We start from the raw sequence: 25,857 nt of genomic DNA on the forward strand, positions 1-25,857 counted from the left end.
TCATCCTTTCATAGTTAAAGTACACCTTTCATTATTAAAAACAAGCCTATCAGTAGAGTACAAGCATGGCAGATTATAAAAAATGCAGCTTTAGAGGTTGGCCTTACAAACATTGGTACACATTCGCTCCGTAAAACGTTTGGTTATCACCAATACAAGAAAGGAACAAGCATTGCGATTCTTATGGAATTATTCAATCACAGCAGTGAAAAGGTGACATTACGATATATAGGAATTACACAAGATGAAAAAGATCAAGCTGTCATATCTCTTGATTTATAAATGTAAACAACATGCCCAACAAATTATTTTGAGCAGACTTTATTGAGACTTGCATCATTCATAAAAGTACACCTTTACAAACAAAAAAGCCCATGTCTAAAAGATTGGGCTTCTTTACTCCTTATAACTTTGATTATGTTAAGTTCATTTTGTCTCAAAATCATCTCGATATATATACAAAAGTTAAGAAATATTCTTCAATTCCTCTGTTAGTCGCAGGAATTCTTCTTTGTTTCGATTCTGTAATGACTGGTCAATCTCTTTTCGGATTTGCTCTTTTCGGAAATCACGAAGGGCTTTGTTTAACACCATTTCAGCCAATTCAGAATTCATGCCGTTTACTTCAGGTTGTGGTGATGTATTAAGCAAATTCCTTTTCATAGGAAATCAACTCCTTGACCTTTTTTCTATTATACTAACGGTTTTCAGATTATTCAAATATTTCGTCCGGTATTCTATAAAGGAGATAGTCTCAGCAACTGGAATATCTCAAGGTTCCTTATATAGAGCAGTCAACAGAAGAAAGCTTGAAGAATAAAAAAATAGGCGTGTTTTATTATTTCTTCAATTTTACTTTGCGGTCTACAGCAGGAACCCTGTCACTAAGCCAAATTGGAAAAACAATTATGAACTAATGGCGCAGATTGCAAAACAATAAAATCTTGCTGTAGATTCAGCAAGATTTTATAAACATCGTTTCGAAGATTACATACCATCTGTTGGTGAAGGAAGAAAAAAACGAAATAGATCCGAGACATTCAAGGTATTGCGGATCATTGGGATTTATCGTAACCTAACTGCAACTTCAAATCGGACTCAAACAAATGGATGCAACTATGCATATTATCGTTGATCAAAAAGAAGAGATTGCGGAAACATATTGCTGACGTAGAAAATAGACAGCCGAAATACAAATCTGTCACATTAAAGAATAATCGGTTGAAACCCTTTCTTAATATAACCAGCAAAATCTAAATGTTTACCGCTTTCTGCCTCCGGACCAGCGAAGCCAACTCCATTCTTTACTTCTTCCTTAACATCAAAGAATCCAGAACAAGCCTGGCAACCCCCTTTAATGATTCCAAGTTTCATAACGTCTTTAAATACTGGATGAAACATATGATCCGTTTTTTCAAACTCACCTACCCAAGTCGTTCCAGCACCATCGAATACAATCTCAACTTCATACCCAGCATGATGTAGCTCTTGGCCATATAATAAACCGTGTAATGCCTTACCTGCATCCTGTGCTCCTGCTTGAATGATAATAACAAATTTGTTTGCCATCACAATTTCCTCCAATTTTATTCCCATAATGGGATATTTGCTCATAGTAGAATGTAAAAATTTATTTTGGATTAAATGGGGAGAGCTCTAAAAGCTCTGCCGTATAGCTTAAAACGTTGTTGCTTTCTATAACGTTATCAATCTCGAGAAATACCATCCTCTCAGCTCCTGGAAAATCTATTGAGGCACCTTCTTCCCATAGAACCTTCGCTCTGCCTGTCATCTGCATCGTCTTCCGAGTTTTAAAATCGATAAAGATCAGACCGACATGAGCATTGACCTCTATATTCCCCAACGTATTAAACATGTTGTTCCCAAAATAATCAGGGAAAAACAGACTGTTTTCGTTCAATACCTTAACAAAGCCAGGATTTCCTCCGCGATGGGACGCGTCCAGTTCTTTTTCGTTATTCGTGCTTGCAATAAAAAAAGCATCTGAGGTTTCGATCCATTGCATTTGGTCAACATTGAGCTGATTCGTCAAGAATGTAGTAACAACAGGCTTTTCGTTATTCATATTCGATTGAAATGAACGGGTCGTAATATACTTTGGGCAATTTCCGTACACTTGTTCAGAGCAAATGACAAGCTTATCATGATCAAATGTAGCTTTCCCATTTACTCTCAGACGACGTCGATTTGAAAAGTCCATGAATAGAGCTCCTATATGGCCATTGTCATAGACGTTCTTCAACAAAGGATCTTCAGGAGGAGTATACCCTGCAATCACTAATTTTCTTTCATCCTCCAAATCGACAAATCCAGGTTCTCCATGAATGATGGACGCCCAAACACGACCACTGCTGTCAATGGAAGCTAAAAAAACAATGGGTTGTTGTTGCAAGAAACCTAGTGCCGTTTTCGGAACAAAGTTTTTGTACATCTTGTTAGCGAAATCATCAGGCAGCCTAACGCCAGCTCGTTTCTGAGCTTTCAACTCTCCACAATGAAACCCCATCTCCATGCACGTTTTCACCTCCTTTCATCTGCGATGTAAAGCGCTTAGTACCAAAACGTAGGATATTTCCGTTCTTTATGAAGATTATTTATTATTAGAGCGATGACAACGGTTGCAAGAGCTCCAAATAAAGAAGGAAACCATAAAAAACTCCACTGACTTTTTGAGAGGATAACAACTAAAGGATCTGCTCCTGCAGGAGGGTGGGTCGTTTTCGTTATGACCATCAAAGCTATCGCTAGACCGACAGCTAATGCCACTGCCCATAAAGAATCACCGATGGTTGAAAGGATGATCAGCCCAACGAGAGTTGAAATCATATGTCCCCCGATGATGTTTCTCGGCTGGGAAAACGGAACATTCCAAGCGCTAAAGGCTAAGACACAACTTGCCCCGAAAGGAGCCATGATCCAAGTGTTACCGGAGAACTTTGATAACGCCATAAGAACGAATATGGTTAGAAAACCCCCAAGAAACCCCATGACCGCATTTTCAGGTAAAGCTTTCATTGGCGTTCTTTCTTTCGTTTTCATCTTTGACAGATATCTCGAAAAAAAGGATCCACGCGATTTGATTACTTTCGTCTGATCTTCATTCACATTATCCACCTCTCTTTAAATACATAGTTACATAGTTACATAGTTATATATGTTTTTAATAATACTCTTCAGTCTACTGTAATGTCAACAGAAACACACTTAAATTACCTTCAAGTCTTGAGATAAGTTAATACATAGTTTATTATGAATATAAGGAGGTATGAAAATGAGAACGTATAATACCTTAAGTCTGATCGTCGATTCAGAGTTACCTATTCCGATTAACATCCAACTAAAAGAACAAATTAAATTTTTAATTAAAATGGAATATGTACTTCCCGGAGATTATCTACCCACCGTAAACCAGTTAGCTGACCAACTAACGATTAACCGAAATACAATTAACTGGGTTTATACTCAGCTCAAAGAAGAGGGCTTCCTTTTAATGCAAAAAGGCCGGAGGACACAAATTAGGGATTCACAACAAGTGAGAAGCTTAGTTCAGAAGAAAGACTTAGATGACATCGTTAAAACATCGATCGAGACCGCGATTGAGAAAGGGTTTACGTTCGATGAGTTCGTGGCCTCCACATTTATGCATCATCACTTCTTTATAGAAAATCCCCATTCAGCTCGTTTCTTATTTATCGAATGTAAAGAGCATGATCATATTTTTTATTCAGAAGAAATAAAGAAGCATACAGGGGCTCATATCACAGAACTCTTCATCGAAGATATGAGAGATATCGAGGAGGATGTTCTTGATGTTAAGGAGATCAACGGGATCATCACCACTTTAAACCACGCAGATGAGGTTAAAGCCCATTTTAGTAGAATCAACCTACCGATTTATACGATCGGCGCAACATTATCACCAATTGATCTGATGAATATCGCGAAATTAAAGGAAGGAACAAAAGTTGCGTTTATCTGTCTTGGAGATAAAGGTGGAGAGTGGATGGCAAATAGGGTGGAAGAAGCAGGTATTCAACATATTGTGAGTATTGCAGGGGGGATTTCCGAAAAGAGGAACCTAGGGGAAATCATTCATTCAGTTGATTATATCTATGCTTCAGAGGCTGTTTATGAAAAGCTAAATCATCTCGCTCCGGAAAAGACAAGTTTACTGCCTTTAAAACTAGAAAAAACAAGTGAACGAATTCTAGAAAATCTAAAATAATGACCTTATAAGGTGGATTTAAAAACTAAAACCTATTGAGATGAAATCAACTCATGATCATTTCATTTTTTCTAATGAAGTGAAAGTGAGCTTTTTTTTGGATGTTGATGGTATGGTCTTAAAAATAAATATAAAAAGAACAGGATCAAAAGAACCTTCCTAAGTCATCAATGACTTAAATACATGGATTTCCAGTGTTTTCCATCTTTACAATATGATCACGAGTGTTCCTTTTTTTTAAAAAACATACTCTTGACTTTCCAGTACAGTAGAGGGTTTATACTTCAGAAGAACTGTATAAGGAAGGGAGAAAAAAACATGTTTAAGATTAGGGGTTTCGCCAACATTTCGGAAATTTTGTACGCTAAGCAAATTCAAACATAAAAAAGTCGAATTCCCTGTACGTTAAGGAACCGACTTTTTTATTTGACTTCTTCAAGTAAAGCACCCTATAGTTTACGTATAATTCTTCACAAACTTTAGTTTTATACGTGATCAACAAATATTGATTCATCATTTTACTTTTGCTACACCAATTGCAAAATGACTCCAAAGTATATTCTTAATTAATCCAGCTTGTGTTTCTTCACAATTTACAATTAAGATTACTTCCGAATGTTTGCCTTTTAGAACTCTTTTATTTTTCTTTTCAACCAATTCCATGACAAGCCGAATAGCAAAGCCAAGAACAAACCCAACAAATGCTCCTATCAGAACCCTTTAATAAGTAGTGAGTGCTTCTTATTCAAGTTGAAAGCACCTTAAAAAACAGCGACTATAAACAGTTTTTCTTCCTATTACACCTGCCTAAAGATAACTGGCCAAGTTTAAATCAGCGACTGACATTCGTTAAATTACTTCCCCATTCTCCGTTTGGGGTTAAATAACTTATTATTCTATCCTCAAGCAGATCACCAAGAACTTCTTCATATTTTTTTCGATAAGGCTTTGGCAATTCTTCCTGTAACCAACTGTCTTTTGTACCTTGCCAGATTTCATAAATTACAAGATCATCTGGTTTTTCAATATCATCACTTATAATAGCATTTATAAAGGTAGGTTCGTTTGACATCACTTCAACAAGTGAATAAAGTGATTTTCGAAAAGCTTCTTTTTTGCCTGCTTTAACTTTGAAACGAATGTTTAAAACAACTTGATTGGCATAGCTAGTCATAGTAATATGCAACCCCTCAAAAAGTTTATTTAAGAATATTCCCGTTAAACCTATTTCCTAGTGTAATAGAATGCGCTTCCTTATTCCACAAAAGTGCCTATTTGTTCCAGAATATGCGCCCCGTTTTAAAATAAAGTTTGATCAAAAATAGCTTACAAACCCATATTTCATAACCAATAAAAAGAATCCATTTTGAAAAAAGATTGATCAAAATAGATTCCTCTCCAATAGATTTCAATTTTATTTTTATAATAAAGATTGATCATTGTTGTAGTATATTCTTCAACTACTGCACCTTATAACGGAAGATTCGAAAAAAAAATATCTAATTTGTCTTGGGTTTAAATACTAAGGTTACATAACCAATTATAGAAGCCCCAATAAAAAGAGTATAATATCCTGATATATCAGCTACTACCCCTGAGAAAATAGTCCCTATTGCTTGCCCAAGTGCAAGTATTAAGAACGGTACACCTAATCCGAATGATGGATTAGTCTTAAATACGGAAATCCCCCATACTATTAAGACCCCTGTCATGAAAATATAAGAGCTTCCAAAAAGAACTGGTGACAGGAACCATGTTATATTATTATCTGGGAAAATTCCTAGGATTAGGGACGTAGTTGAAAGTGCTAATACAGAAATCCTGTACGCACTCATTAAACCAAACTTATCTATAAATGCACCAGCAGTTCCTCCTAGTAAACCTGCTAGTCCAATAATTACCCAAAACCACTCTCTTAGGTGTGTGGGGACATTATCTAAATTTAACATAAAGTCCCTTGAGAATGTCCAGTAGGCGGAGCAGGATATTCCTATAAGTAAAGAGGCAATAATTAGTTGAATAGAGTGTCTCCATTCCTTTTTAGAGAAGCCAACCATCACCTTCTTTTCTGAAGCCTGCTGCTTTGGAAGTACTTTATAATTAACAACAAGTACAAAAATAGCAATGACCATAAATATCAAATACGTTTCTCTCCAACTATTAGCCATAAGGATAGCAATTGCCCCGGTAAAAGCTGTTCCAATACTTGTACCGGAATTTATCCATGAATTAGCCTGATTTTGTAATCTTGTTTCTACTTTAGTGCTAACAATATTAGCGTATGGTGGGGATGATAATCCTGTACTTAGCCCTGCCAGGAATATACCTAAACCTAGCACTACCGAATTAGGAGAAATGGAGATTATACCTAAACCAATAATGGATGATAATCCAGCTACCACAAGAATAGATCTTGGAGTGAACTTATTAGAACACGCCATTGCAAATATGATTGCTATACAATAAGCAATATATGATAAAGACGAGATTAAGCCACTAGTGGATTGATCCATATTCATTGTTTCGTTAATATATGGAAGCATTAGACCATAACTAAACCGAGATAAACCATACGTCACGGCAATCATAGGCAAGCCTACTGCTATCAATTTTTTTGCATTCATAAAGTTCACACCTTTATATATATAACGTTCATTATAAAAATTATTTAAAAAATATATAGGAGAAAATCTTAAAGTTTTTAAGACCACTATTCTCTCCCTATATTCTATAAAATTACATAATTTGGAAAAATGAATACTTTTCGCTAAATCCATTGCAGTATCTTTTACCTTATCTAACTCAAGTATTTGAGCCATCGATTTTATACCCTGTTATTATGCATTTTACGATATAAAGTCATTCGAGAAATACCAGCCTTCTCAGCAGCATCTGTACGACTCAACCCTTGATCTATAAGATACAAGGCATACTTAACCTTTTCTTCATCGGTTTTCGGTCTTCCTGGATACTTTCCTCGCTTCCTTGCAGCCAGAATCCCTTCTTTCGTCCGTTCAGAAGTTAAGTCTCTCTCAAATTGAGCAATACCGGCAAAGGCTGTCCCGCTCTTCTCTCGCAGCGTCTCTTCGATTTCTTCGAGGCTCTTCCCTTTCGTTTCCGGCACTTTAAAGTATACAAAAAGGCAAGCAAGGACTCCGATTACAGCGTAGGCCAGGAATAAGTAGCTGACTCCCATCGCTTGTAACAAAACGGGGAAGGTCAGCGTGACAATCAGGTTGCCCGAATGGAGAAATAATGTTGATAAACCCGTTCCGATCCCTCTCACGTGGCGAGGGAAGATCTCTGGAAGAATGACCCAAACGACCGGCCCCCAGGTTACAGCAAAAATAACGATAAACAGTCCCAGACAGATAACGGTTGTCCAAGCAGCAGCAACGCTCGATGCAAAAAACAGATTAACAAAGGAAAGCACTGTCAGGCTAAGTACCATACCGATATTCCCAAACATGAGCAACCGCTTTCTACCAACTTTATCTATTACACGAATAGCTACCAGAGACATGAGTACATTGACAGTTCCGATTCCAATCGTACCTAGCAAAGCAGCTGAGTTACCAAGGCCAACGTTAGTAAATGTTGTCGGTGCATAATAAATAATCGTGTTTGTCCCAATAAACTGCTGTAAAAAGGCGAGGCCAAGACCGGCAATTAACGCGGGACGCACCCAAGGGTGAAATAGCTCTTTTAATCCGCCCTTATCTTCTTTTTCAGTCTCCATAATATCTTTAATTTCCTCGTCAACAGAGCTTTCACTTCTGATACGCCCAAGTATTGATTTCGCCTTACCTTCCTGGTTATTCATTAACAGCCACCTTGGGCTTTCAGGCATGAAAGCCATTCCAACTAAGAGTATTACTGAAGGTACAACGGCAAGTCCAAGCATCCAGCGCCAACCTTCTGATTCGGAAAACCCGTAGTTGACGATATAAGAAAGCAAAATTCCAATCGTGATCATTAGCTGATTTAATGAAGTCAGTGACCCTCGTTTTTCCTGAGGAGCAAGCTCAGACAGATATAGAGGAACCATTGTGGTGGAACAGCCTACAGCAAGGCCGAGCACGATCCGCGCAAGTACCATAACCGCCGTATTAGGTGCTATAGCTGTGCCCAATGCCCCAATAATAAACAGAAAAGCAGCGCCTATGATCGATTTTTTTCTGCCAAACTGGTCTGTCAGTTTTCCTGCAAATCCGGCACCGAAGATTGCACCTATTAATATTGCGCTTACAACAAGTCCTTCAGTAAACGCATTCAAACCCAAGTCTTCTTTTATAAACAAGATCGCACCGGAAACAACTCCGGTATCATATCCGTAAAGCATTCCCCCGAGCGCCCCAAAAAAGTAAAGCAGCGCATTTGACTTCTGATTTTTCACCCGTATTTCCTCCCTCTTTCCAAATTAAAAAGCTTATAACATAAATTCCACCTTTACATACAATTCAAACTTTCCAATTGATAGTATAGTAAAATAAAATTTTGATTAATCCTACGTGCTTCATATTGACTAAACGCAAAAGCAATGTCACATTAGTACATGGAACGAATTTGAACATTTGAAGAGAGTCTGGAGGGTACATATATGAAACTAATAGCAATTGATTTGGATGGAACGTTGCTGAATGCGCAAAGCGTGATATCTGAGGAAAACAAGAGAGCGATAAAAAAGGCTTTGGATTCAGATTGTATAGTGGCTATCAGTACAGGTAGGGCTACCTTTGACGTAAAGTCACTGCTTGGTGATCTGGATATTCCGATCATTGCAGCAAATGGCGGAACTGTCCATGACTTTCAATACGAGCCTCTAAGCCATCTCACATTGGATAAAACAGTCGCCGCAGAAGTTGCGGACTATCTTACCAATGAAAATATTTATTTTGAAGTTTATACGGAGGATGCCCTTCTATCCCCTTTTGACGGAGAAGAAAAGCTGAAGGCTGAGCTTGATATTGTACAGTCGGCAAATCCGGACGAGGATTATGAAACCCTTTGGCAAGGAGCGCTCACTCAGTTTAAGCAATTTGGCATTAAGCCTGTGCCAGACATTCATGAGATTTTCAGAAGTAATGAAAACGTCTATAAGCTGTTATGCTTTTCCTTCGATAGTGAGAAATTGCTGAAAGCAAGAACAATTCTTGAGGAAAATTCAGCACTCAGCATCACTTCATCAGGCAAACACATTCTCGAGATTTTGCCAAAAGAATCCGGAAAAGGGAGAGCAGTCAAGCTGATAGCGGAAAAATATCAAATTCCGAAAGAAAATATTTATGCAATTGGAGACAGTCCGAATGACATTTCCATGTTTAAGGAAGCGGACAATCGAATTGCCATGGCCAATGCCATGGACGAATTAAAAGAAATGAGCACCTATGTGACAAAAAGCAATGTCGAAAATGGTGTAGCCTACTTTATTGAAAACGTTTTGCTAAAAAAGTAAAAAATTTATCGTTGGCTAAGAAAGAAGGATAACGGTGAAAAAGTCAACTATCTATATCGTCTTGTTTTTCATAATGATGATCTGGGGATTTAATGTAACAGCCTTGAAGCTTCTGGTAGCTGAATTTTCTCCTGTGACCATAACGTCCTTTCGTATACTGACAGCAAGCATCGTCGTGATGGCTGTTTTATTTTCACTGAAAAAAGTTCGCTGGCTGACAAAAAAAGAAACGGGCTACGTGCTTGCAGGAAGTCTTTTGAACGTGGTTGCCCACCATTATTTTTTGTCGGTTGGGATGAAGTTTACTTCAGTATCAAATGGGGGTCTGATTCTCGGTTTAGGACCCATATTAACCTCCATAATGGCGATTATTTTTCTTAAAAATAAGATTTCGCTGCTCAAGGGACTCGGAATCATTTCAGGGTTTTCAGGTGTCTTTTTTATTATTGCGGAAGGTAGCGGAGTGACTAGCGTTTCCTTCGGGGACGTGTATGTTTTTCTTTCGATCTCCTCACAAGCGCTAAGCTTTATACTGATTAAAAAAGCAGCGAAAACGCTCGATCCTAGATTGATGACAGGATATATGTTGTTATTTGGCTCAGTTATCCTTTTTTTCATCAGTTTAGTGACAGAACCTGGCGGGTTAACAACATTAAGCAAAGGCTCATGGTTGGGCTGGCTTGTTTTTTTAGGCTCTGCCGTTTTCGCCACAGCGATCGGACATATGGCCTATAACAGTGCTCTCGGAAAAATCGGGGCACCAGAAGCAGCGATTTTCTTAAACTTAAATCCATTTTTCGCCCTCATTGGGGCTGTGCTTTTTGTAGGGGAAAAGATTCTTTTGACACAAATCATCGGGTTTGCCTTTATATTAGCTGGAGTCTTCCTCGGTTCGGGCGCATTCGAAGAAAAATATAAGCTGTCCAAACACAAGCGAATGGCAAGTGGAGTAAAAAGCGGTCAGTGATTCTGATCGTTTTTTATTTGGAATTCTCCAGCGAGGCAGCATCGATTTTCCCAAGAGCTTCTTCCGTTTCTTTGAAGGAACTCGCGGTTTGGTGAAGCAGGGTTTCAATAGTTATTGTCGTATTCATAAAATCGTTAAGTGCTTCAATCACATGTACAAGATCCTTTGACGCTTTATGCTCTTCGATTGCAGGAAATAAGCTGGTAAGCTGATCTACTTTATGGCGAAGACGTTGATAATCTGCTTCAACCGACATCCTTCTGGCGAATAATTCCTGTTGAAGGCTTTCTAGTTTTTCCGGATGTAACTTAACGACATTCATTGATAACCCTCCAGACGATTAAAGGTATTTTCTGGCATTACCCATCAACTGATCATAATAATCATTTAATTCTTTCCGAACGTCCGTTAAAGAATAATCAGCTTCATCACCTAATCGGTCGAATCCCTTAATGATTTCGTACAGCTGCTCCCTTAAGATTATAAATTCTTCCTTTGCTTTCCCGCTCCAGTCCAAATCTGAAGCGTCCAACAACTTGTAAGCTGCCATAAGGTCCTGAAACAGCATAGAGATTTCCGATCTGATGACGAGCTGGGACTGGTAGATAATATCTTCTTGGTTCGCAAGCTCATTAGCTTCAGAAACATACTGTTGATAACCTTCCCTGTTTGTCATCCTTCTTTTCTCCTTATTAAATGAGTCGTATGTCCTTATTTTACATAATTTTAAGTTTAATTGCTTGTTTTTAGATTGGAAATAGGAAAAAAATACTCTTTTCTCCTTTAGAAGGTTTTTTTAATTAAATAAAGCAAAAAATTCCGGAGAATTAAGTGAGAATCTTCATTCTGGAGGAAAATTGATCTTTCACACAAAAAAGACAGGTGTACCCCTGTCCTTCTGTATTCTATTCAACTTCAACAGTTAAAACCGCTTTTGTATATTGACTTGATGTAATGTATTCATCACTTTCTTCTCCTGGTATACCGCATGTTTCAAGAAGTTGTTGAAAAGCTCTTACTCCGCTTCCATCATAACCACTCGTTAATCCACCAATAACTTTTACATTATAATAATCACTGAGAATAAAAGTCTCATAGAAAAGGGAAACTTTATCGCGATTTTGAATAATCTTTTTCGGTTTCATAAGTTGTAATGCAGCTTCTGCCATCATATAACTCATATCTGGAGAAGCAAAAGATATAGTTACTTCAGGGTTATAATCTAAATCAAAATAATCTTCATTTTTGTGAACTTCCTTAATAAATATATATGCCAATTGGTTGCCTTTTCCTCCTAAGTGTCACACGACTCTTTCAATAGCCGCCAGACATGTCAGCAATCGAAATCACCTGTACTAGCTTGAGACCTGGTGAATTTTCCATTACCAGCATGTCTGCCTCGTTTAATTGTCTCGAAAAATAAAAAGTTATTATAATAAGATGGTATTAGTTCTATTGATAAAGTGATAGACTTCACAATCTCTTACATCATAAAATACTGGAATCTTGAACCAATATCAAGAACTGATATGTTGGCGGTTACTCCGGAATCAGGAAAGTTCTTATTCGTGATAACCAGCTTTCCTGATTCAATGGAAAACGTTGGTCCGTAATACATTGCGGCGTTGTGATTTTGGTGAAGTGATAGATTAGTGACTGTCCCTTTATCATCTCCCACATTTCGATATACGAGCAGCGTATACGCATAATTATAATTAGCTGCCTGTAAGTAGACAGATACGATGGAGGATACTCCGTTTGTAACGGATATTGTAGGGTTCGCGCCTGTCATTAATTGGAATGCGTTCTGGTATCTTTTTCTTTGGACATTGATAGTTCGGTCAGGATTGATTTGCACTCTATCACATAAGACCAGGTTTCCGAGCTGTGATTGATCGTCAAGCGCCGATACGGAACCAATCAAATAGACAGGACTATCATTTTTAGATACCATTTCCACTTTATACCCGGAATCGCCGTGATCAAAACTCTCAATCGAAATCGTTCCGTAGAAGGTTGCGGGTTCATTACCTTCGTTTTTAATAATTGGAGTTTCGCCTCTTGTCCAAATGTTGAATTCCAATGGGGCGTTAAACGGGATACAGTCCTTTCCGATTTTGATTTTAGGTTCTGTTTCGCCAGCGCCTTGATTAATCGTGCAGCTTTTGATGCCTGTGCCGTGAAAGCTTTCCACATTATTTGATTGCTTATATTCGACAGCTGTTTTGCAAGAGGCTCTGAAGTCACAGTAGGATGCAATGCAGCCTTCGGTGAATTCTTGTAAAATCCCATTATGGAACATGATACCCACCTGATTTAACTCGAATTGGCAAAAATCGACACGAAACCCGTTGACTCCGGCCACTTCGATTCCGATTGAATTCTCATTTCCGCGAAAACCAACGCCAAACAGCATTCCGCCAGTCATCATTCCCCAGCCGCCATGTACTTTGATTGCCGGTTTTCCAGCTGGAAGGTTTTCGCCGCTAATCACGGTGCGGCGGAATCCTTTTCCGAAGATAAGAGGCTTTTTATCGCCGCTGTCTATCAGAATTGTATCTGAGATCACATAAGCATTGTTTTCGTTGAGGTGAATAGGAACCCATCCTGAATATTCTGATGCTTTAATCAATCGTCGAAGTCTTTTCGTATCATCTGCTTCCCCATCTTTCCGGGGAAAATCCGAACTCTTTACGCCGTCAATATTCGAATAGGCCTGGGCCGTTTCGGTTTCGAACATTCCGGGAATCCCCATTGTACCTGCCGACAGTGCCAGTGCACCTATGCCTGCTCCCCCAGCTTTTAAGAAGTCACGTCTGTTGTATTGCTTACTCTTTTGATTAGTCATAATAAAGCCTCCTAGTGTGATAATTGAATGATATTGAGCAATTCCATTTACGCGTCTTGTGCTTTGATTCGGTTCTAATGACCCTATTATTTTTTTCGGCAAATACAATATAATGTACAAAATAAATATAAATTTTTTATGCCATTTAATATAGTATTTTTTCCCATGTTTATCATGTCAGCACAAAAGGGATTCAACACACATTATTTTGTATAAGGGGTTTTAATATGTTCCATCATCGCCTCGGTCCAACGGTATTAAGCTATCGAAAGAAAAATGGTATGACAATTCGTGAATTCGCCGATTATGCAGGAATCAGCACTTCGCTTATCAGCCAAATTGAAAGAGGGCAGGCAAATCCCTCGTTAAGCGTATTGGAACTGATTGCGAAAGCATTAAAAGTTCCGCTCTTTTCTCTCTTTATCAATGATTTCGATACGGATTCTCTCATTTTGAGAAAACAAGACCGCAAGAAAGTGTATCGAGAAAATAGTGACCATATTGTTTACGATGTGTTAACGCCGGATTTTATGAAGGCACATATTGAACTCTTAATGATGGATTTAAATGCACACGCAAGTACGACGGAAGATTACTATTCTCACGACGATCAAGAAGAAATCGCTGTCGTCATGAAAGGTCAAGCGTATGTTGAAATGGAAGGAATTGAATATTTTTTAGACGAGGGAGATGTCGTACGCATTCCGCCAAATGTTAAACACCGATTTTTGAACAAAAGTGATCAACCGAATCATGTTTTGTTCGTACTTATTCCATCTTTATTTTAAAGTAGTAATGTAATAAGAATATAGATTGCCAATCTCTTTATTGTAGTGATAATCTTGGATAAAAAAGGTGAGTTATATGACAACAATTTGCGTGATCGGCAGTGTGTCAATGGATTTGGTTGTTACTACTGATATCAGGCCTGTTGTTGGCGAAACAGTCTTGGGGAACTCTTTTCAAACGGTTCCAGGAGGAAAAGGAGCCAATCAGGCAGTAGCGGCAAGCAGACTCGGCGCAGACGTCTTTATACTTGGCATAACAGGAAATGATAGTTACGGAGAAAGCATTTTAAAAAACTTAGAGAATAACGGTGTCCACACTGATTATATGGAGAAGGCAGATAACACAAAAAGCGGGACTGCACATATCATTCTCTCAGAGGGCGATAACAGTATTATTGTCGTCAAAGGAGCAAATGACCATGTTACTCCGGATTATGTACTCGGAGCGACGGAAATCCTGAAAAAAGCCGACATCGTACTCATCCAGCAGGAAATACCTGAAGAAACGGTTCAATATACAATTGATCATTGTGAGAAGCTGAAGATACCTGTCCTGTTGAATCCTGCACCCGCACGACAGGTTGCGGAGGAAATCATTGAGAAAGCAACCTATCTTACCCCAAATGAATACGAAGCATCTGTTTTACTAAACGGTCGTACCGAAGAGGAAGCACTGAAAGCGTATCCAAATAAATTGTTGATTACGAAAGGAAAAAACGGGGTTCGCTACCATAATGGCATCGAAGAAAAACAGTTTCCGTCGTTTCCCGTTAAAGCTGTTGATTCAACGGGAGCGGGAGACACCTTCAACGCAGCACTTGCCATTGCGCTGGCTGAAAAAATGAAGATGGAAGATGCTCTTCTTTTTGCAAATCGAGCCGCCTCTTTATCCGTCTTGAAATTTGGCGCTCAAGGCGGCATGCCGACACGCGCTGAAGTTGACAGTGCACTGCGGCAATAATCTAATTAGAGTACCTGTGTACTCTCTTTTTTTTATAAATTTAGAAAAAGGTATTACATAAAACTAAGCAATAGCCACGACCAATAAGACTAGTGAGGTGCTGCTTCCATCATAACTCCTAATTCATTTTCCATACGTTGCTTAAACTCTTTTGGCGAACATGCATTATACTTTCTAAACAATTTATAGAACTGAGCCATATTAGAGATACCCACATCATAACCCACATTTGTAATACTTAGATCACTGGTCATTAATAGACGTTCGGCTTTTTTTATTCGCTGATAGTTAACATAATCAATAAAGGATGTACCCATTATTTTCTTAAAATATTTTATGAAATAGTGATAGCTTAAGCCTAGCAATGAACAAGCCTCTTCCACAGTAATCTTATCCTCTAAGTTTTTGTCTATATATTCAAGAACTGGTTGCAATCTATTTAAACCAGCTTCTTCTGTGTAGCTCAAAATATTATGTGTGTCGTTTCTTAAAAGCAAGAGCAGTATTTGTTTAATGACAGAACTAATAGCAATTTCATAGCCTCTCATTTGTATTTGTGATTCTTTAAAAATTTCCATAATTAAAGTATGTATTTCACCTTTTACAAATTGATTTTCTTCAAAGATATAGTTTAATTCATCTAAAGGATTGGTCAGTTCAGAGAAACAATATAGATAAGGCATTGTACTTTGGTCAAAATGTTTTCTTAAGTCAATTTGGAACACAACGTAACGTAAATTATCCGAAAGAGGCTTAGAACGATGTGGTTGAGATGCACCTAAAACCATAACATCACCTTGTCCCATACAGACATATTTATTTTTAGTCTGTACACCTAATTTCCCCTCAACAACAGCAATAAATTCTACTTCTTTATGATAATGCCAAGGGTGGCTCTCTATTGAGGTGAAATCATTTTTTTTAATATTGATTTCCCATATTTTCAGAAAAAGCAATGGATTTTGGTAAATAACTTCCTCGTTATGTGCTTCTAAATTATTGAGATCATTGTTATGTGTTGAAGACATATTTCACTCCTCCTGATTAGAATATAACACTTTTAAAAATATAAGAAACTATATTTCGGCTTATTTTTTCTTTCAATTTTTAAGCTAATGAAAGCGGATGACACATTTGAATAGAAAGACAGCAAAATTAAGCATATCCTTCGTTGTCCATATTTTTTATACTAATTACTGAAAAATCTAGAAGGAGGCTTGTTAATTTGGTAAATGTTACAGTATGGAATGAAAATCGACACGAACAAAAAAATCCAGTCGTAAGTGAAATTTACCCTGCAGGAATACATGGGGCCATTGCTTCTTTTTTAGAAGAAGGAGGGTTTCGCACTCAAACCGCAACATTAGACGAAGAAGAACATGGACTCACAGATGATGTATTGAATCAAACAGATGTATTAGTATGGTGGGGACATTTAGCACACGATGAAGTAGCAGATGAAGTAGTCGAAAAAGTAAAACAGCGTGTATTAGATGGTATGGGACTAATTGTGCTGCATTCCGGTCATTTTTCGAAAATATTCAAAACATTGTTGGGTACAAGCTGTGATTTAAAATGGCGTGAAGCGGATGAAAAAGAACGTTTATGGGTAGTAGAACCAAGTCATCCGATTGCAGAAGGAATCCCAGAGTTTATTGAGCTCGATCGTGAAGAAATGTATGGGGAGCATTTTGATATTCCGGCTCCGGATGAGCTAATATTTACAAGCTGGTTTGAAGGAGGAGAAATTTTCAGAAGCGGCTGCACATTTAAACGCGGAAACGGGAAAATCTTCTATTTTAGACCAGGACATGAAACTTATCCAACGTACCATAATAAAGATATCCAACGTGTAATCATAAATGCCATTCAATGGGCAAAACCGTTAGAAAGAAAACGCCCTGTCTATGGGAATGCACAACCACTTGAACAAATCACCGTAAAAAATTAAATCATATGAAATTAAGGGGATAGAAATTATGGCAAAAGTAAAAGTAGGGGTCATTGGCTGTGGAAGCATCGCGCAAAATCGCCATTTACCAGAATATAAAATGAATGAAAATGTTGAATTAGTAGCTGTTTGTGACGTGAATGAAGAACGAGTAAATAGTGTAGCACAGCAATATGGCGTAAATGCATACACAAATTATGAAGAACTTTTAACAAGCGGTACTGTTGATGCAGTCAGTGTGTGCACACCAAACTATCTGCATGCGCTGATTTCGATTGCAGCTTTAAACGCAGGCATTCATGTATTATGTGAAAAACCAATGGCTACATCAGAAGAAGAAGCACAAGCAATGATCGAAGCAGCAAAAACAAACGGCAAAAAACTAATGATCGGCCATAATCAACGCTTTGTTTCTTCCCATCAAAAAGCCCGCCAGCTGATTGAAGATGGAGAAATCGGAAAAGTCTATTGCTTCCGTACAGCTTTTGGTCACGGTGGACCTGAACAATGGAGTGTAGACGGAAAAGAAAGCTGGTTCTTTAAAAAAGAAGAAGCATTTATTGGTGCGATGGGAGACTTAGGCGTGCACAAATCGGATTTGCTTCGTTATTTATTGGGAGAGGAAATTGTTGAGGTTGGTGCATTTGTTGAAACCAACGCTAAAGATTTCGCTGCTGTTGATGATAATGCAGTATGTATTTTGAAAACTGAGAGCGGTATCATTGGAACGCTGGCAGCAAGCTGGGCTTATAAAGGTAATGAAGATAACTCGACCATTATATACGGAGAGAAAGCCATTCTTCGTCTAGAAGAACACCCCGTTTATTCACTAGTTGTTCAGTACGCTACAGGAGAAGTTGTCAATTATGAATTAGGAAAAATTCAGTCGAATGATGAAGGCGGACAAAGCAATTCTCACGTGATTGAACAATTTGTACACAGTATTGTTACAGATGAAGAGCCAGCTGTCACTGGTGAAGAAGGATTAAAATCTCTTGCTGTTATTTTAGCTGCTTTAAAATCAAGTCAGACGAAGCAATTTACCTGTGTGCATGAGGAACAGCCGGCAGAAGGCATATTACAGCATATAAATAGCTAAGTTCGATGTTAAATTCGCCGTTACAGGGTATCTTTCACTCCATTTAAAAGATATCTTTAAAGTAGTAGAAGCAGTTTGTATACCGAATAAACTTTCGTAATGAATTTTGAAATATTTTGTGCTACCAATATCGAAGGCGTTTTCCCAATTAAACTGTATACTAAAATGAACAGCACCCCGCCAAGGAGATGCTAAAGTTAGTGGCAGCACTTCACGTCTCGCAATTATAGATAAAACTGGGGGAAAATAAAATGAAGCTTGGGGTATTTACGGTTTTATTTGCAAATCTTACATTTGAAGAGATGTTAGATAAAGTAAAAGCAGAAGGTCTTCATGCGGTTGAAATCGGTACGGGCGGCTATCCAGGAAATCATCACTGCCCATTAGATGAATTGCTTGAAGATGCAGGAAAAAGAGGAGATTATCTAAAAGAAGTAGAAGACCGAGGGCTAGTAATTAGCGCATTTAGCTGCCATGGCAATCCAATCTCACCAGACGAAGGCTTTGCAAAAGAGTCTGATGATACGCTTCGTAAAACAATTAAATTAGCATCATTATTAAACGTTCCAATTGTTAACTGTTTTTCTGGAACAGCAGGAGATCAAGAAGGTGCTAAATATCCAAACTGGCCAGTGACTCCTTGGCCAAATGAATACGGAGATGTATTAAATTGGCAGTGGGAAAATAAGCTCATTCCATATTGGAAAGAGCTCGGGGAATATGCAGAAAAACACAATGTGAAAATCGGGTTGGAATTGCACGGCGGATTTTTAGTACATACACCGTATACATTATTAAAGCTTCGCGAAAAAACCAGTAAAGCAATTGGTGCTAACTTGGACCCAAGTCATTTATGGTGGCAAGGTATCGATCCTGTAGGAGCAATAAAAATTTTAGCGAAAGAAAATGCTATTCATCATTTCCACGCAAAAGACACATACTTGGATCAAGATAATATCAATATGTATGGTCTGACTGATATGCAGCCGTATGGAGAAGTACAAACGCGTGCTTGGACGTTTAGATCCGTTGGTTGCGGCCACGATGTAAAAGAGTGGTCAGATATGATGAGTGCACTTCGTACGTACGGATATGATTATGTCGTAAGCATTGAACATGAAGATCCAATCATGTCGATTGAAGAAGGATTTAAACGAGCTGTTTCGAACTTACAAAGTGTATTAATAGAAGAAACACCTTCACAAATGTGGTGGGCATAGGGATAAGGGGAATTTTGATACTTGTCTTATAGGGAATAATATCAGACATTTTCTATATTACCAGGAGCTTTGGCTTCGACATAATTAATAAAAATGCTGGCGGACAACCTCTTACCTGCCCGAAATTTCCCGGGAAAAGTTAGCGAAATTTTGTGGAATAAAGAGAAACAGAGATTCAAAAAAGCACTGATGTACTCATTTGGCATCAGTGCTTTTATCACTTAGTATTCGTTCAACTTCGAATGCTTTCTCCCATATAAAAAGTAAACAATCAATCCAATTACCAACCAAATTAAGAAACGGATGAAGGTGACTGATCCGAGATTATAAATCAGAAATACGCAAAACACGACAGCAAGAGCTGGAATAACCGGGACTGCCGGACACCTGAATGCTCTTGGAAGATCCGGGCGGGTATATCTTAACACGATCACAGCAATGCTTATTAAGACAAATGCAGACAGCGTACCAATGTTCACAAGACTCGCCAATTCGTCAAGCGGAACAAATCCGCCAAGTAATGCAGCTGTGATTCCAAAAAACCAAGTAGAAATATACGGGGTTCCATGCTTAGGATGTACTTTTGATAGTATAGAAGGAACCAATCCATCGCGAGACATCGCAAACATGACTCTCGTTTGCCCATAAAGCATGACGAGCATAACCGTTGTCATTCCAAGAATAGCGCCAATATCAATAATAGCTGCTGCCCAGTTCTGGCCGGCCACCTCAAGCACACTCGATACAGGATTCGTTACCCCTTCGAATTGAGCAAACGGTACAACTCCTGTCATAATCCCAGTTACTACGACATATAACAATGTACAGATCAGCAACGACAAAACAATTCCGCGCGGGAGGTTTTTCTTCGGGTTTTTTGTTTCTTCTGCAGCAGAAGCAACTGCATCAAATCCGATGAAAGCAAAGAACACAATTGCCGCTGCTGCAAATACCCCATTAAAGCCAAACGGCAAAAATGGTGTCCAATTATCAGGCTTGACGTACGTAAAAGCCATTACAACAAAAAATAAGACAACGGCTACTTTCACAATAACCATAATGTTGTTCACACGTTTCGATGCTTTAACACCTACGTATAATAATATTGTAATCAGCATGACGATTAAAAAAGCAGGAAGGTTAAAATACGTAGTCGCACCTTTCACCGCCCCAGGTGCAGCAGTTAATCCAACGGGGAGCTCCAACCCGATTCCTTTTAAGAAGGATTGAAAATACCCAGACCATCCGACTGAAACAGAACTTACTGCAAGCAAATATTCAAGAATTAAGTCCCATCCGATAATAAAAGCCAACAGCTCTCCCATTGTTGCATATGTATACGTATAGGCTGAACCGGATATAGGTACGGTCGAAGCAAATTCAGCATACGCCAACGCCGCGAATAAACAAGCCAATCCAGCAATAATAAATGATACGATTAGTCCTGGTCCTGCTGTGGTCGCACCGGTACCGGTCAACACAAAAATTCCGGTCCCTATAATAGCGCCTATCCCGAGCATCGTCAGATCAAAAGTCCCTAGTTCTTTTTTCAGGGTATTTCCTTTTGACACAGATGCAAGCATGTCCTCAATCCCTTTTTTTCTAAACAAACTGCCTCTCATCAATTTCACTCCTAATAGTAATTGTATGATTTTTCAGAATAGAACAATAGTTATTTCAATATTATAACGATTGTTTCTCAAAAAGAAAACAGAAATTTATTACTCAAGCACATCTGGAAAAATCCTCTACTTTCCAGATATGTTTATTCCATGTATACTATTTTTAATATTTATGCTCGGAAATTCAGAGGATTCCATATCTTCTTTCTTTTTTCACTTGATCATAATCAGCTTTTTCTATCCGCATAATTAAAATTTTCATGGTAGTATTATACATAGAAGATGACGGAAAGGATTGAAGACGCAAGATGATAAAACGATCAGCCGAAAGTGTCGCTACCATGCTAAATGAATGGTACAGCTACATCCGCAAAAATAAGGTCGAAGAAGCCGAGATTTTAAAGAATGAGATTTTCTCCATTTTAGATGAGATGGAAGAAAATCAAGACGTGCTTCTTTATTATTCTTTGCTGGACTTCCGTCATCAAATTATGTTGAGCTATTTAAAACCTGAGTCAGCCGGAGATGTAAACAATCGGCTGAAGCAGCTTGAAGATAAAAAAGACGAGCTAACCGGATTGCTGGATTACTATTTTTATCTTTTTAAAGGGATGTATCACCTGAAACAACGGGATTATTTAACTGCAATCGGCTGTTATAAAAATGCGGAAACCAAGCTAAAAGAAGTAAAAGACGAAATTGAACGAGCGGAATTCCATCTCAAAATTGCCGAAGCTTACTATTACATGCAGCAAACTCCTTTTTCAATGAACTACGCCATGCAAGCTCTTGAAATCTTCAAACAATATGATCTTTATACCATCAAAAGAGTCCAATGCCGATTTATTATTGGAGGGAATCTGATCGATGTGCTGAATTATGACAAAGCGAAGGAATTCTTTCGCGAAGCCCTATTGGAGACAAAAAGCCTCAAAGAAAAAGATCTTCATTTGCAGGCAACGGCTTATTTTAATTTGGGCCTTTGCAGTTTTTATGAAAATGATTACGAGAACGCATTAGAGAATTATTTATTTGCAGCAGATATTTACGAAGAACAAACCTCATTTTTTCTGCCAAAGGTGTTTCTCAATTTAATGCGGGTCCGAATCAAACAAAATCAGTTTAAGGAAGCTGAAAATCTGTACGAAAAAGGGATAGACTATGCCATTCGCCTAAAGGACGAGGAATGCCACGCTAAGTTTATGCTTTTTAAGGCGACTTATCTTCAATACGATGAGCAATTAATTATAGAATCTTTTCAATACTTCGAATCGAAAAATTTATTTTCAGATTTAGAGGAATTGTCACTTGATGTAGCCAATTACTACACTGAAAATCAAAATTTCGACAAAGCAAATTCTTACTACCGAAAAGCAATCTTCGCCAGACAACAAATTCAAAAAGGAGAATGTCATTATGAGATTTAAAACAAAAAGGCTTGTTCTAATCTTCATAATTGCTTTAATCCCGTTCACTCTGCATATTGAACAAGGCAGCCAGCTGTTTGAACGGGTGATCACGTATTCCTTTGATAAAAATTAAGTCTCTAGCAAAAGTAAGATTTTTTAAAGATCCCTGTTGATTGAAGAACCGCTTTGGAAAAGCTTATCTTCAATCGCAAGGGATCTTTTTTTGCGCGCTTTATTTCTGGTGTTTCTGGGGATGAGGGAATTTGTCGCATGATCTGCAAGAAAATTAATTAATATACCTGGGATATTCGATTTGTTTCGAATATAGAAGAAATCTGTTCTCGAATATACGTGATTTTCTGGATTTATGAACGATCTGGAACTCGTTATGCGCGATTTTCTGGGTTTATGAGTGATCTGAACCCGTTTTGCGCGATTTTCTGAGTTTATGCGCGATTCGACTCGCATTTTGCGCGATCTTCTGGGTTTATGCACGATCTTCACCCGTTTCGCGCGATTTTCTGAGTTTATGCGTGTTTCGACTCGCGTTTTGCGCGATTTTTTGAGTTTATGAGCGATCTTCACCCGTTATGCGCGATCCTTTCAGTTTATGAGCGATTCGACACGCATTTTGCGCGTTTTTCTAGGTTTATGCGCGATTCGACTCGCGTTTTGCGCGATCTTCTGAGTTTATGAGCGATCTTCACCCGTTATGCGCGATCTTCTGAGTTTATGAGCGATTCGACTCTCGTTTTGCGCGATCTTCTAATTTTTTTCGCTCTGCAGTTCACTAATTAATCACTCATAAAATTCTAATGGTAGTGTATACTTTCGGCTTTTCAAGTTCCCTGTATATTGTAGATTTAATGCTGTCAGCAGTCTCGTTACGATTGATCGAGAATCCACCTGCAAAAATTCTCTTGCCTGCTGGTTCGTTATGGTTGGTCCTATTAGATAGGCGTAATCCTTCAAAGTCTCGATGTGGGCATGTTTGTCATAGTCCATGCAAGCTGGGCAGTACCAGCCTTTTTTGCTTTTTTCCAATGGTAGAAACGAACATTTTGGGCAGTGGACTCCTGTCTTTATTTCTTTTTCATTAATTTGAAAGGTTTTCAAAATGTCCGGATTTGATGGTGTGTGCTGTTTGATTAAAAGTCGGGACATTTTCTTAAGATCCTTTATCTGTAGTATTTCTTTCTGATATTTTTGTTCCAGCTGTTCGATTTTATCGAGAAGAGCTGCCGCGTGAATGACTTTTTGCATACTGCCCCCGACTTCCGATTTTATGATGGTCGAGGGATGGCTGATTACGATTAAAGGAAGTATCGGCATTGCGGGAAATTGGTTTTCTGCGACCCATGATTGAAGGTGCTTCTGCTGTCGTTTCGCCTGCAGCAATGGATCTGGAAATGCCTGTTCCTTTCCGTCATAGGTGCGGATCAGCTGGTTGAAGGATCGATCAAAGTAAAGCGTACCGGAGATGTTTTTCACTTCAAGATGGATCAGGAAACGAGTTGTTAAAATCAGAGTATCCAATTGAAAGAAATGATTTCGTTGAATTCTAACATCGTGGAGAATATAATAATTCTTCTTCGGCAGCTGGGAGAAATAATAATCGAGCGACTGCTCCGCGAAATCCTGCCAAACGTTTGGATCGCTCTTCTGCCAATGCAGGTTGCTTGGAATGCTTTGAATCAATTCTTCTTTTAATAGCTTCAATTTTTTTAAGATGCAGCGGTACTTTTCTTTCTTTTACTATCAATGCGAACTCTCCTTTCTTCCTCTGTTCATTCGACATTCCTTTGCTTTTCCCCTTTCTTTTTTTAGGTCTAAAGTAACAAATTACCATTAAGTTAATAGACCTATTAACCGAAATATAGAATAGAGAAAACAATTACAGTGAGGTAACGAAATGGTTGAAATTCATCAAAATATGGCCATGCTCGCAGTATTATCAGACAACCATAAATACCGGTACTATTACGAGAAAACATGGAATAAATACAGACCTTGTGCTTGCGTCATTTTGCTGCATCCGAGCCTCGATGATGTCTTAAAAAGCGATAAAACCGTCACGAGCTTGACGAATTATTTTATCGATCAGCATTATGACAAATTTATCGTCGTTAATTTGTTCGCCTATATGACTTCTGATTCAAGCGAGCTAAAGAAAAGCGAGCAGAGCTACGAACAAGTAAATCGATCCTATTTCGAGAAAGCATGCGCCGGATCCGATATGATTTTTATCGGCTGGGGCAGCGATACGAAGAAATTTGTCTCTGCAAAAAGAGACGCTGAAGAAATCCTTCGTCCCCTACAAAAGCAAGCTGAAATGCTTCGTAGACGACCGGGGGAAGTTTCCGCGCCATCCACGTGATCTGAACGAAAGGTGGAGTATAGAAGAATATCATTTCTTTTATATTTAAGATTACTGCTGTTTGACGTATACTAGAGTCAGAAAATTGAGAGGAGTTTTAAAATGAACTATTATGCGGCGATTCTTTTTATGGAAAAACCGGAATTAAATCAGACCTACAGAGCTGATCATCTAGAATACTTGCAAAAGCTAAGTGATGAAGGAAAGGTTTTCAAAAAAGGGGCATTTGCCGATGGAGCAGGCGGCATGGTGATTTACCAGGCAGAGTCACTTGAGGAAGCAAAAGAATTGGCGGAAGCCGACCCTTACATAACCAAAGGAGTCAGACGGCTGGAGCTTCATGAGTGGAGGATATAAATAAGTAACCCGCCATTTTGGCGGGTCTATTTTAAATAGCGTTCTTGGATGATTTGACGATGGTGGAGCTCGTGGCCGGCTACGATATATACAAGGGCACGGACAGTAACCTCAAAGTTGCTTGCGATACCGCCCCGCAGCCAAGCTTCTTCAGTGAAACTCTCCAGTAATTGCAATGTAGATTGTCGGACAGAATGTAAATTGTCAAGAAGATCTTGCACCGGCTGTTCATCAAATACAGCGTTGGAAACATATCCATCAATATCATATCCAGGAAGTGAAGCAGTCTCGCCGCGGCCAAAGGTGAGAAGCCGGTATCCCATCACACGCTCGGTGTCTGCAATATGGCCAAGAACTTCTTTCAAGCTCCATTTTTCAGGTGAGTATCGAAATTGCCCCTCTGCTTCAGTCAAATCTTGTAACAAGCGAATCGTTTCTTTCATTTGGTCGTCTAATATTTGCAAGATATCCCCATCCGGTACTAAGCTTATGTATTTTTCATAGTACTCATTATATTCACTGATTTCTGGACGTTTCATCATTTTTTTTGCCGCCTC

Annotated in this window: 27 protein-coding genes and 2 pseudogenes; 14 read left to right on the forward strand and 15 right to left on the reverse strand. The window is 38.6% G+C overall.

All coding sequences use genetic code 11. The features are described from left to right. Nucleotides 1–36: 36 nt before the first annotated feature. Nucleotides 37–282: pseudogene (locus tag AM592_RS23360) on the forward strand (tyrosine-type recombinase/integrase); the annotation flags it as partial. Between the two features lie 183 nt (nucleotides 283–465). Here AM592_RS23360 and AM592_RS13995 read toward each other — a convergent pair. Next, nucleotides 466–663, reverse strand: a complete 198-nt coding sequence (locus tag AM592_RS13995) for an IDEAL domain-containing protein (RefSeq protein ID WP_053604359.1) — start codon at nucleotides 661–663, stop codon at nucleotides 466–468. Nucleotides 664–733: 70 nt separating this feature from the next. On the opposite strand from AM592_RS13995, the pseudogene AM592_RS24705 reads away from it, so the two are divergent. Further along, nucleotides 734–820, forward strand: a pseudogene (locus tag AM592_RS24705) (recombinase family protein); the annotation flags it as partial. Nucleotides 821–1,206: 386 nt separating this feature from the next. On the opposite strand, the gene AM592_RS14000 reads toward AM592_RS24705, so the two are convergent. The 3 genes from AM592_RS14000 to AM592_RS14010 all read right to left on the reverse strand — a co-directional run bounded on the left by AM592_RS14000 (nucleotide 1,207) and on the right by AM592_RS14010 (nucleotide 3,060). Continuing rightward, entirely contained in the window at nucleotides 1,207–1,569 is a 363-nt protein-coding gene (locus AM592_RS14000; RefSeq protein WP_225970233.1) for a hypothetical protein, read from the reverse strand. 61 nt (nucleotides 1,570–1,630) lie between these two features. After that, nucleotides 1,631–2,533, reverse strand: coding sequence for a pyridoxamine 5'-phosphate oxidase family protein (locus tag AM592_RS14005; RefSeq protein WP_053604361.1), 903 nt, complete (start codon nucleotides 2,531–2,533; stop codon nucleotides 1,631–1,633). 38 nt (nucleotides 2,534–2,571) lie between these two features. Continuing rightward, nucleotides 2,572–3,060: an HPP family protein gene (locus tag AM592_RS14010; protein WP_082364350.1), complete on the reverse strand. Its 489-nt coding sequence runs from the start codon at nucleotides 3,058–3,060 to the stop codon at nucleotides 2,572–2,574. Between the two features lie 232 nt (nucleotides 3,061–3,292). Here AM592_RS14010 and AM592_RS14015 point away from each other — a divergent pair, with 232 nt between their 5' ends. Next, a complete protein-coding gene (locus tag AM592_RS14015; protein WP_053604363.1) occupies nucleotides 3,293–4,246 on the forward strand; it encodes a GntR family transcriptional regulator in 954 nt (317 codons plus the stop codon). Nucleotides 4,247–5,078: 832 nt separating this feature from the next. On the opposite strand, the gene AM592_RS14020 is transcribed toward AM592_RS14015, so the two are convergent. The 3 genes from AM592_RS14020 to AM592_RS14030 form a co-directional block, all read right to left on the reverse strand. Beyond that, nucleotides 5,079–5,420 (reverse strand): antibiotic biosynthesis monooxygenase family protein, encoded by a 342-nt coding sequence (locus AM592_RS14020; RefSeq protein WP_053604364.1) that lies wholly within the window; start codon nucleotides 5,418–5,420, stop codon nucleotides 5,079–5,081. A 325-nt stretch (nucleotides 5,421–5,745) separates the two neighbouring features. Further along, complete coding sequence (locus AM592_RS14025; RefSeq protein ID WP_312883796.1) at nucleotides 5,746–7,065, reverse strand: MFS transporter; 1,320 nt, start codon at nucleotides 7,063–7,065, stop codon at nucleotides 5,746–5,748. Nucleotides 7,066–7,070: 5 nt separating this feature from the next. Next, nucleotides 7,071–8,642, reverse strand: a complete 1,572-nt coding sequence (locus AM592_RS14030) for a sugar porter family MFS transporter (RefSeq protein WP_082364038.1) — start codon at nucleotides 8,640–8,642, stop codon at nucleotides 7,071–7,073. 204 nt (nucleotides 8,643–8,846) lie between these two features. Here AM592_RS14030 and AM592_RS14035 point away from each other — a divergent pair, with 204 nt between their 5' ends. After that, nucleotides 8,847–9,701, forward strand: a complete 855-nt coding sequence (locus tag AM592_RS14035; RefSeq protein ID WP_053604365.1) for a Cof-type HAD-IIB family hydrolase — start codon at nucleotides 8,847–8,849, stop codon at nucleotides 9,699–9,701. 34 nt (nucleotides 9,702–9,735) lie between these two features. After that, on the forward strand, nucleotides 9,736–10,668 hold the full coding sequence (locus AM592_RS14040) for a DMT family transporter (RefSeq protein ID WP_053604366.1): 933 nt from the start codon (nucleotides 9,736–9,738) through the stop codon (nucleotides 10,666–10,668). A gap of 13 nt (nucleotides 10,669–10,681) precedes the next feature. Here the strand turns inward: AM592_RS14040 and AM592_RS14045 are convergent, their stop codons facing one another. The 4 genes from AM592_RS14045 to AM592_RS14060 all read right to left on the reverse strand — a co-directional run bounded on the left by AM592_RS14045 (nucleotide 10,682) and on the right by AM592_RS14060 (nucleotide 13,516). Then, on the reverse strand, nucleotides 10,682–10,990 hold the full coding sequence (locus AM592_RS14045) for a hypothetical protein (RefSeq protein ID WP_053604367.1): 309 nt from the start codon (nucleotides 10,988–10,990) through the stop codon (nucleotides 10,682–10,684). A gap of 18 nt (nucleotides 10,991–11,008) precedes the next feature. Next, the gene (locus AM592_RS14050) at nucleotides 11,009–11,344 is read right to left on the reverse strand and encodes a hypothetical protein (protein ID WP_053604368.1); all 336 of its coding nucleotides are present in this window, start codon (nucleotides 11,342–11,344) and stop codon (nucleotides 11,009–11,011) included. Between the two features lie 229 nt (nucleotides 11,345–11,573). Then, entirely contained in the window at nucleotides 11,574–11,945 is a 372-nt protein-coding gene (locus tag AM592_RS14055; protein ID WP_053604369.1) for a hypothetical protein, read from the reverse strand. Between the two features lie 206 nt (nucleotides 11,946–12,151). Further along, the gene (locus tag AM592_RS14060; protein ID WP_053604370.1) at nucleotides 12,152–13,516 is read right to left on the reverse strand and encodes a twin-arginine translocation signal domain-containing protein; all 1,365 of its coding nucleotides are present in this window, start codon (nucleotides 13,514–13,516) and stop codon (nucleotides 12,152–12,154) included. A gap of 227 nt (nucleotides 13,517–13,743) precedes the next feature. Here AM592_RS14060 and AM592_RS14065 point away from each other — a divergent pair, with 227 nt between their 5' ends. Beyond that, on the forward strand, nucleotides 13,744–14,304 hold the full coding sequence (locus AM592_RS14065; RefSeq protein WP_053604371.1) for a helix-turn-helix domain-containing protein: 561 nt from the start codon (nucleotides 13,744–13,746) through the stop codon (nucleotides 14,302–14,304). A 76-nt stretch (nucleotides 14,305–14,380) separates the two neighbouring features. Further along, complete coding sequence (gene rbsK, locus AM592_RS14070; protein ID WP_053604372.1) at nucleotides 14,381–15,265, forward strand: ribokinase; 885 nt, start codon at nucleotides 14,381–14,383, stop codon at nucleotides 15,263–15,265. Between the two features lie 89 nt (nucleotides 15,266–15,354). Here rbsK and AM592_RS14075 read toward each other — a convergent pair whose 3' ends face one another. Then, nucleotides 15,355–16,293, reverse strand: coding sequence for an AraC family transcriptional regulator (locus AM592_RS14075; protein ID WP_053604373.1), 939 nt, complete (start codon nucleotides 16,291–16,293; stop codon nucleotides 15,355–15,357). Nucleotides 16,294–16,490: 197 nt separating this feature from the next. On the opposite strand from AM592_RS14075, the gene AM592_RS14080 reads away from it, so the two are divergent. The 3 genes from AM592_RS14080 to AM592_RS14090 all read left to right on the forward strand — a co-directional run bounded on the left by AM592_RS14080 (nucleotide 16,491) and on the right by AM592_RS14090 (nucleotide 19,535). After that, nucleotides 16,491–17,216: a ThuA domain-containing protein gene (locus AM592_RS14080; RefSeq protein WP_053604374.1), complete on the forward strand. Its 726-nt coding sequence runs from the start codon at nucleotides 16,491–16,493 to the stop codon at nucleotides 17,214–17,216. 28 nt (nucleotides 17,217–17,244) lie between these two features. Next, entirely contained in the window at nucleotides 17,245–18,315 is a 1,071-nt protein-coding gene (locus tag AM592_RS14085; RefSeq protein ID WP_053604375.1) for a Gfo/Idh/MocA family protein, read from the forward strand. A gap of 251 nt (nucleotides 18,316–18,566) precedes the next feature. Next, nucleotides 18,567–19,535 carry a sugar phosphate isomerase/epimerase family protein gene (locus AM592_RS14090; RefSeq protein WP_053604376.1) on the forward strand — a complete coding sequence of 323 codons (969 nt, stop codon included), beginning with the start codon at nucleotides 18,567–18,569 and terminating at the stop codon, nucleotides 19,533–19,535. 221 nt (nucleotides 19,536–19,756) lie between these two features. On the opposite strand, the gene AM592_RS14095 is transcribed toward AM592_RS14090, so the two are convergent. Further along, nucleotides 19,757–21,157 (reverse strand): branched-chain amino acid transporter BcaP, encoded by a 1,401-nt coding sequence (locus AM592_RS14095; protein WP_053604377.1) that lies wholly within the window; start codon nucleotides 21,155–21,157, stop codon nucleotides 19,757–19,759. A 308-nt stretch (nucleotides 21,158–21,465) separates the two neighbouring features. On the opposite strand from AM592_RS14095, the gene AM592_RS14100 reads away from it, so the two are divergent. Then, entirely contained in the window at nucleotides 21,466–22,584 is a 1,119-nt protein-coding gene (locus AM592_RS14100) for a response regulator aspartate phosphatase (RefSeq protein WP_053604378.1), read from the forward strand. Next, nucleotides 22,574–22,699: a hypothetical protein gene (locus tag AM592_RS25010; protein WP_264080131.1), complete on the forward strand. Its 126-nt coding sequence runs from the start codon at nucleotides 22,574–22,576 to the stop codon at nucleotides 22,697–22,699. The genes AM592_RS14100 and AM592_RS25010 overlap by 11 nt, the downstream gene beginning before the upstream one ends. Before the next feature lie 665 nt (nucleotides 22,700–23,364). Here AM592_RS25010 and AM592_RS14110 read toward each other — a convergent pair. Beyond that, on the reverse strand, nucleotides 23,365–24,285 hold the full coding sequence (locus AM592_RS14110; protein WP_225970234.1) for a nuclease-related domain-containing protein: 921 nt from the start codon (nucleotides 24,283–24,285) through the stop codon (nucleotides 23,365–23,367). 193 nt (nucleotides 24,286–24,478) lie between these two features. On the opposite strand from AM592_RS14110, the gene AM592_RS14120 reads away from it, so the two are divergent. Both AM592_RS14120 and AM592_RS14125 read left to right on the forward strand, forming a co-directional pair. After that, a complete protein-coding gene (locus AM592_RS14120) occupies nucleotides 24,479–24,943 on the forward strand; it encodes a DUF1643 domain-containing protein (protein WP_053604382.1) in 465 nt (154 codons plus the stop codon). A gap of 102 nt (nucleotides 24,944–25,045) precedes the next feature. Then, nucleotides 25,046–25,300, forward strand: a complete 255-nt coding sequence (locus AM592_RS14125) for a YciI family protein (RefSeq protein WP_053604383.1) — start codon at nucleotides 25,046–25,048, stop codon at nucleotides 25,298–25,300. A 26-nt stretch (nucleotides 25,301–25,326) separates the two neighbouring features. On the opposite strand, the gene AM592_RS14130 is transcribed toward AM592_RS14125, so the two are convergent. After that, nucleotides 25,327–25,842, reverse strand: coding sequence for a DinB family protein (locus tag AM592_RS14130; RefSeq protein ID WP_053604384.1), 516 nt, complete (start codon nucleotides 25,840–25,842; stop codon nucleotides 25,327–25,329). Nucleotides 25,843–25,857 lie beyond the last annotated feature (15 nt).

This window comes from Bacillus gobiensis (assembly GCF_001278705.1).
GTDB classification, from domain to species: domain Bacteria; phylum Bacillota; class Bacilli; order Bacillales; family Bacillaceae; genus Bacillus; species Bacillus gobiensis.

Excerpts from the sequence above, each read along its gene's own strand:
- AM592_RS13995 (WP_053604359.1), bottom strand. The coding sequence starts at position 663 with ATGAAAAGGAATTTGCTTAATACATCACCACAACCTGAAGTAAACGGC.
- AM592_RS14000 (WP_225970233.1), bottom strand. The coding sequence starts at position 1,569 with ATGGCAAACAAATTTGTTATTATCATTCAAGCAGGAGCACAGGATGCA.
- AM592_RS14005 (WP_053604361.1), bottom strand. The coding sequence starts at position 2,533 with ATGGAGATGGGGTTTCATTGTGGAGAGTTGAAAGCTCAGAAACGAGCT.
- AM592_RS14010 (WP_082364350.1), bottom strand. The coding sequence starts at position 3,060 with ATGAAAACGAAAGAAAGAACGCCAATGAAAGCTTTACCTGAAAATGCG.
- AM592_RS14015 (WP_053604363.1), top strand. The coding sequence starts at position 3,293 with ATGAGAACGTATAATACCTTAAGTCTGATCGTCGATTCAGAGTTACCT.
- AM592_RS14020 (WP_053604364.1), bottom strand. The coding sequence starts at position 5,420 with ATGACTAGCTATGCCAATCAAGTTGTTTTAAACATTCGTTTCAAAGTT.
- AM592_RS14025 (WP_312883796.1), bottom strand. The coding sequence starts at position 7,065 with ATGGCTCAAATACTTGAGTTAGATAAGGTAAAAGATACTGCAATGGAT.
- AM592_RS14035 (WP_053604365.1), top strand. The coding sequence starts at position 8,847 with ATGAAACTAATAGCAATTGATTTGGATGGAACGTTGCTGAATGCGCAA.
- AM592_RS14045 (WP_053604367.1), bottom strand. The coding sequence starts at position 10,990 with ATGAATGTCGTTAAGTTACATCCGGAAAAACTAGAAAGCCTTCAACAG.
- AM592_RS14050 (WP_053604368.1), bottom strand. The coding sequence starts at position 11,344 with ATGACAAACAGGGAAGGTTATCAACAGTATGTTTCTGAAGCTAATGAG.
- AM592_RS14060 (WP_053604370.1), bottom strand. The coding sequence starts at position 13,516 with ATGACTAATCAAAAGAGTAAGCAATACAACAGACGTGACTTCTTAAAA.
- AM592_RS14065 (WP_053604371.1), top strand. The coding sequence starts at position 13,744 with ATGTTCCATCATCGCCTCGGTCCAACGGTATTAAGCTATCGAAAGAAA.
- rbsK (WP_053604372.1), top strand. The coding sequence starts at position 14,381 with ATGACAACAATTTGCGTGATCGGCAGTGTGTCAATGGATTTGGTTGTT.
- AM592_RS14075 (WP_053604373.1), bottom strand. The coding sequence starts at position 16,293 with ATGTCTTCAACACATAACAATGATCTCAATAATTTAGAAGCACATAAC.
- AM592_RS14085 (WP_053604375.1), top strand. The coding sequence starts at position 17,245 with ATGGCAAAAGTAAAAGTAGGGGTCATTGGCTGTGGAAGCATCGCGCAA.
- AM592_RS14090 (WP_053604376.1), top strand. The coding sequence starts at position 18,567 with ATGAAGCTTGGGGTATTTACGGTTTTATTTGCAAATCTTACATTTGAA.
- AM592_RS14095 (WP_053604377.1), bottom strand. The coding sequence starts at position 21,157 with ATGAGAGGCAGTTTGTTTAGAAAAAAAGGGATTGAGGACATGCTTGCA.
- AM592_RS14100 (WP_053604378.1), top strand. The coding sequence starts at position 21,466 with ATGATAAAACGATCAGCCGAAAGTGTCGCTACCATGCTAAATGAATGG.
- AM592_RS25010 (WP_264080131.1), top strand. The coding sequence starts at position 22,574 with ATGAGATTTAAAACAAAAAGGCTTGTTCTAATCTTCATAATTGCTTTA.
- AM592_RS14120 (WP_053604382.1), top strand. The coding sequence starts at position 24,479 with ATGGTTGAAATTCATCAAAATATGGCCATGCTCGCAGTATTATCAGAC.
- AM592_RS14125 (WP_053604383.1), top strand. The coding sequence starts at position 25,046 with ATGAACTATTATGCGGCGATTCTTTTTATGGAAAAACCGGAATTAAAT.
- AM592_RS14130 (WP_053604384.1), bottom strand. The coding sequence starts at position 25,842 with ATGATGAAACGTCCAGAAATCAGTGAATATAATGAGTACTATGAAAAA.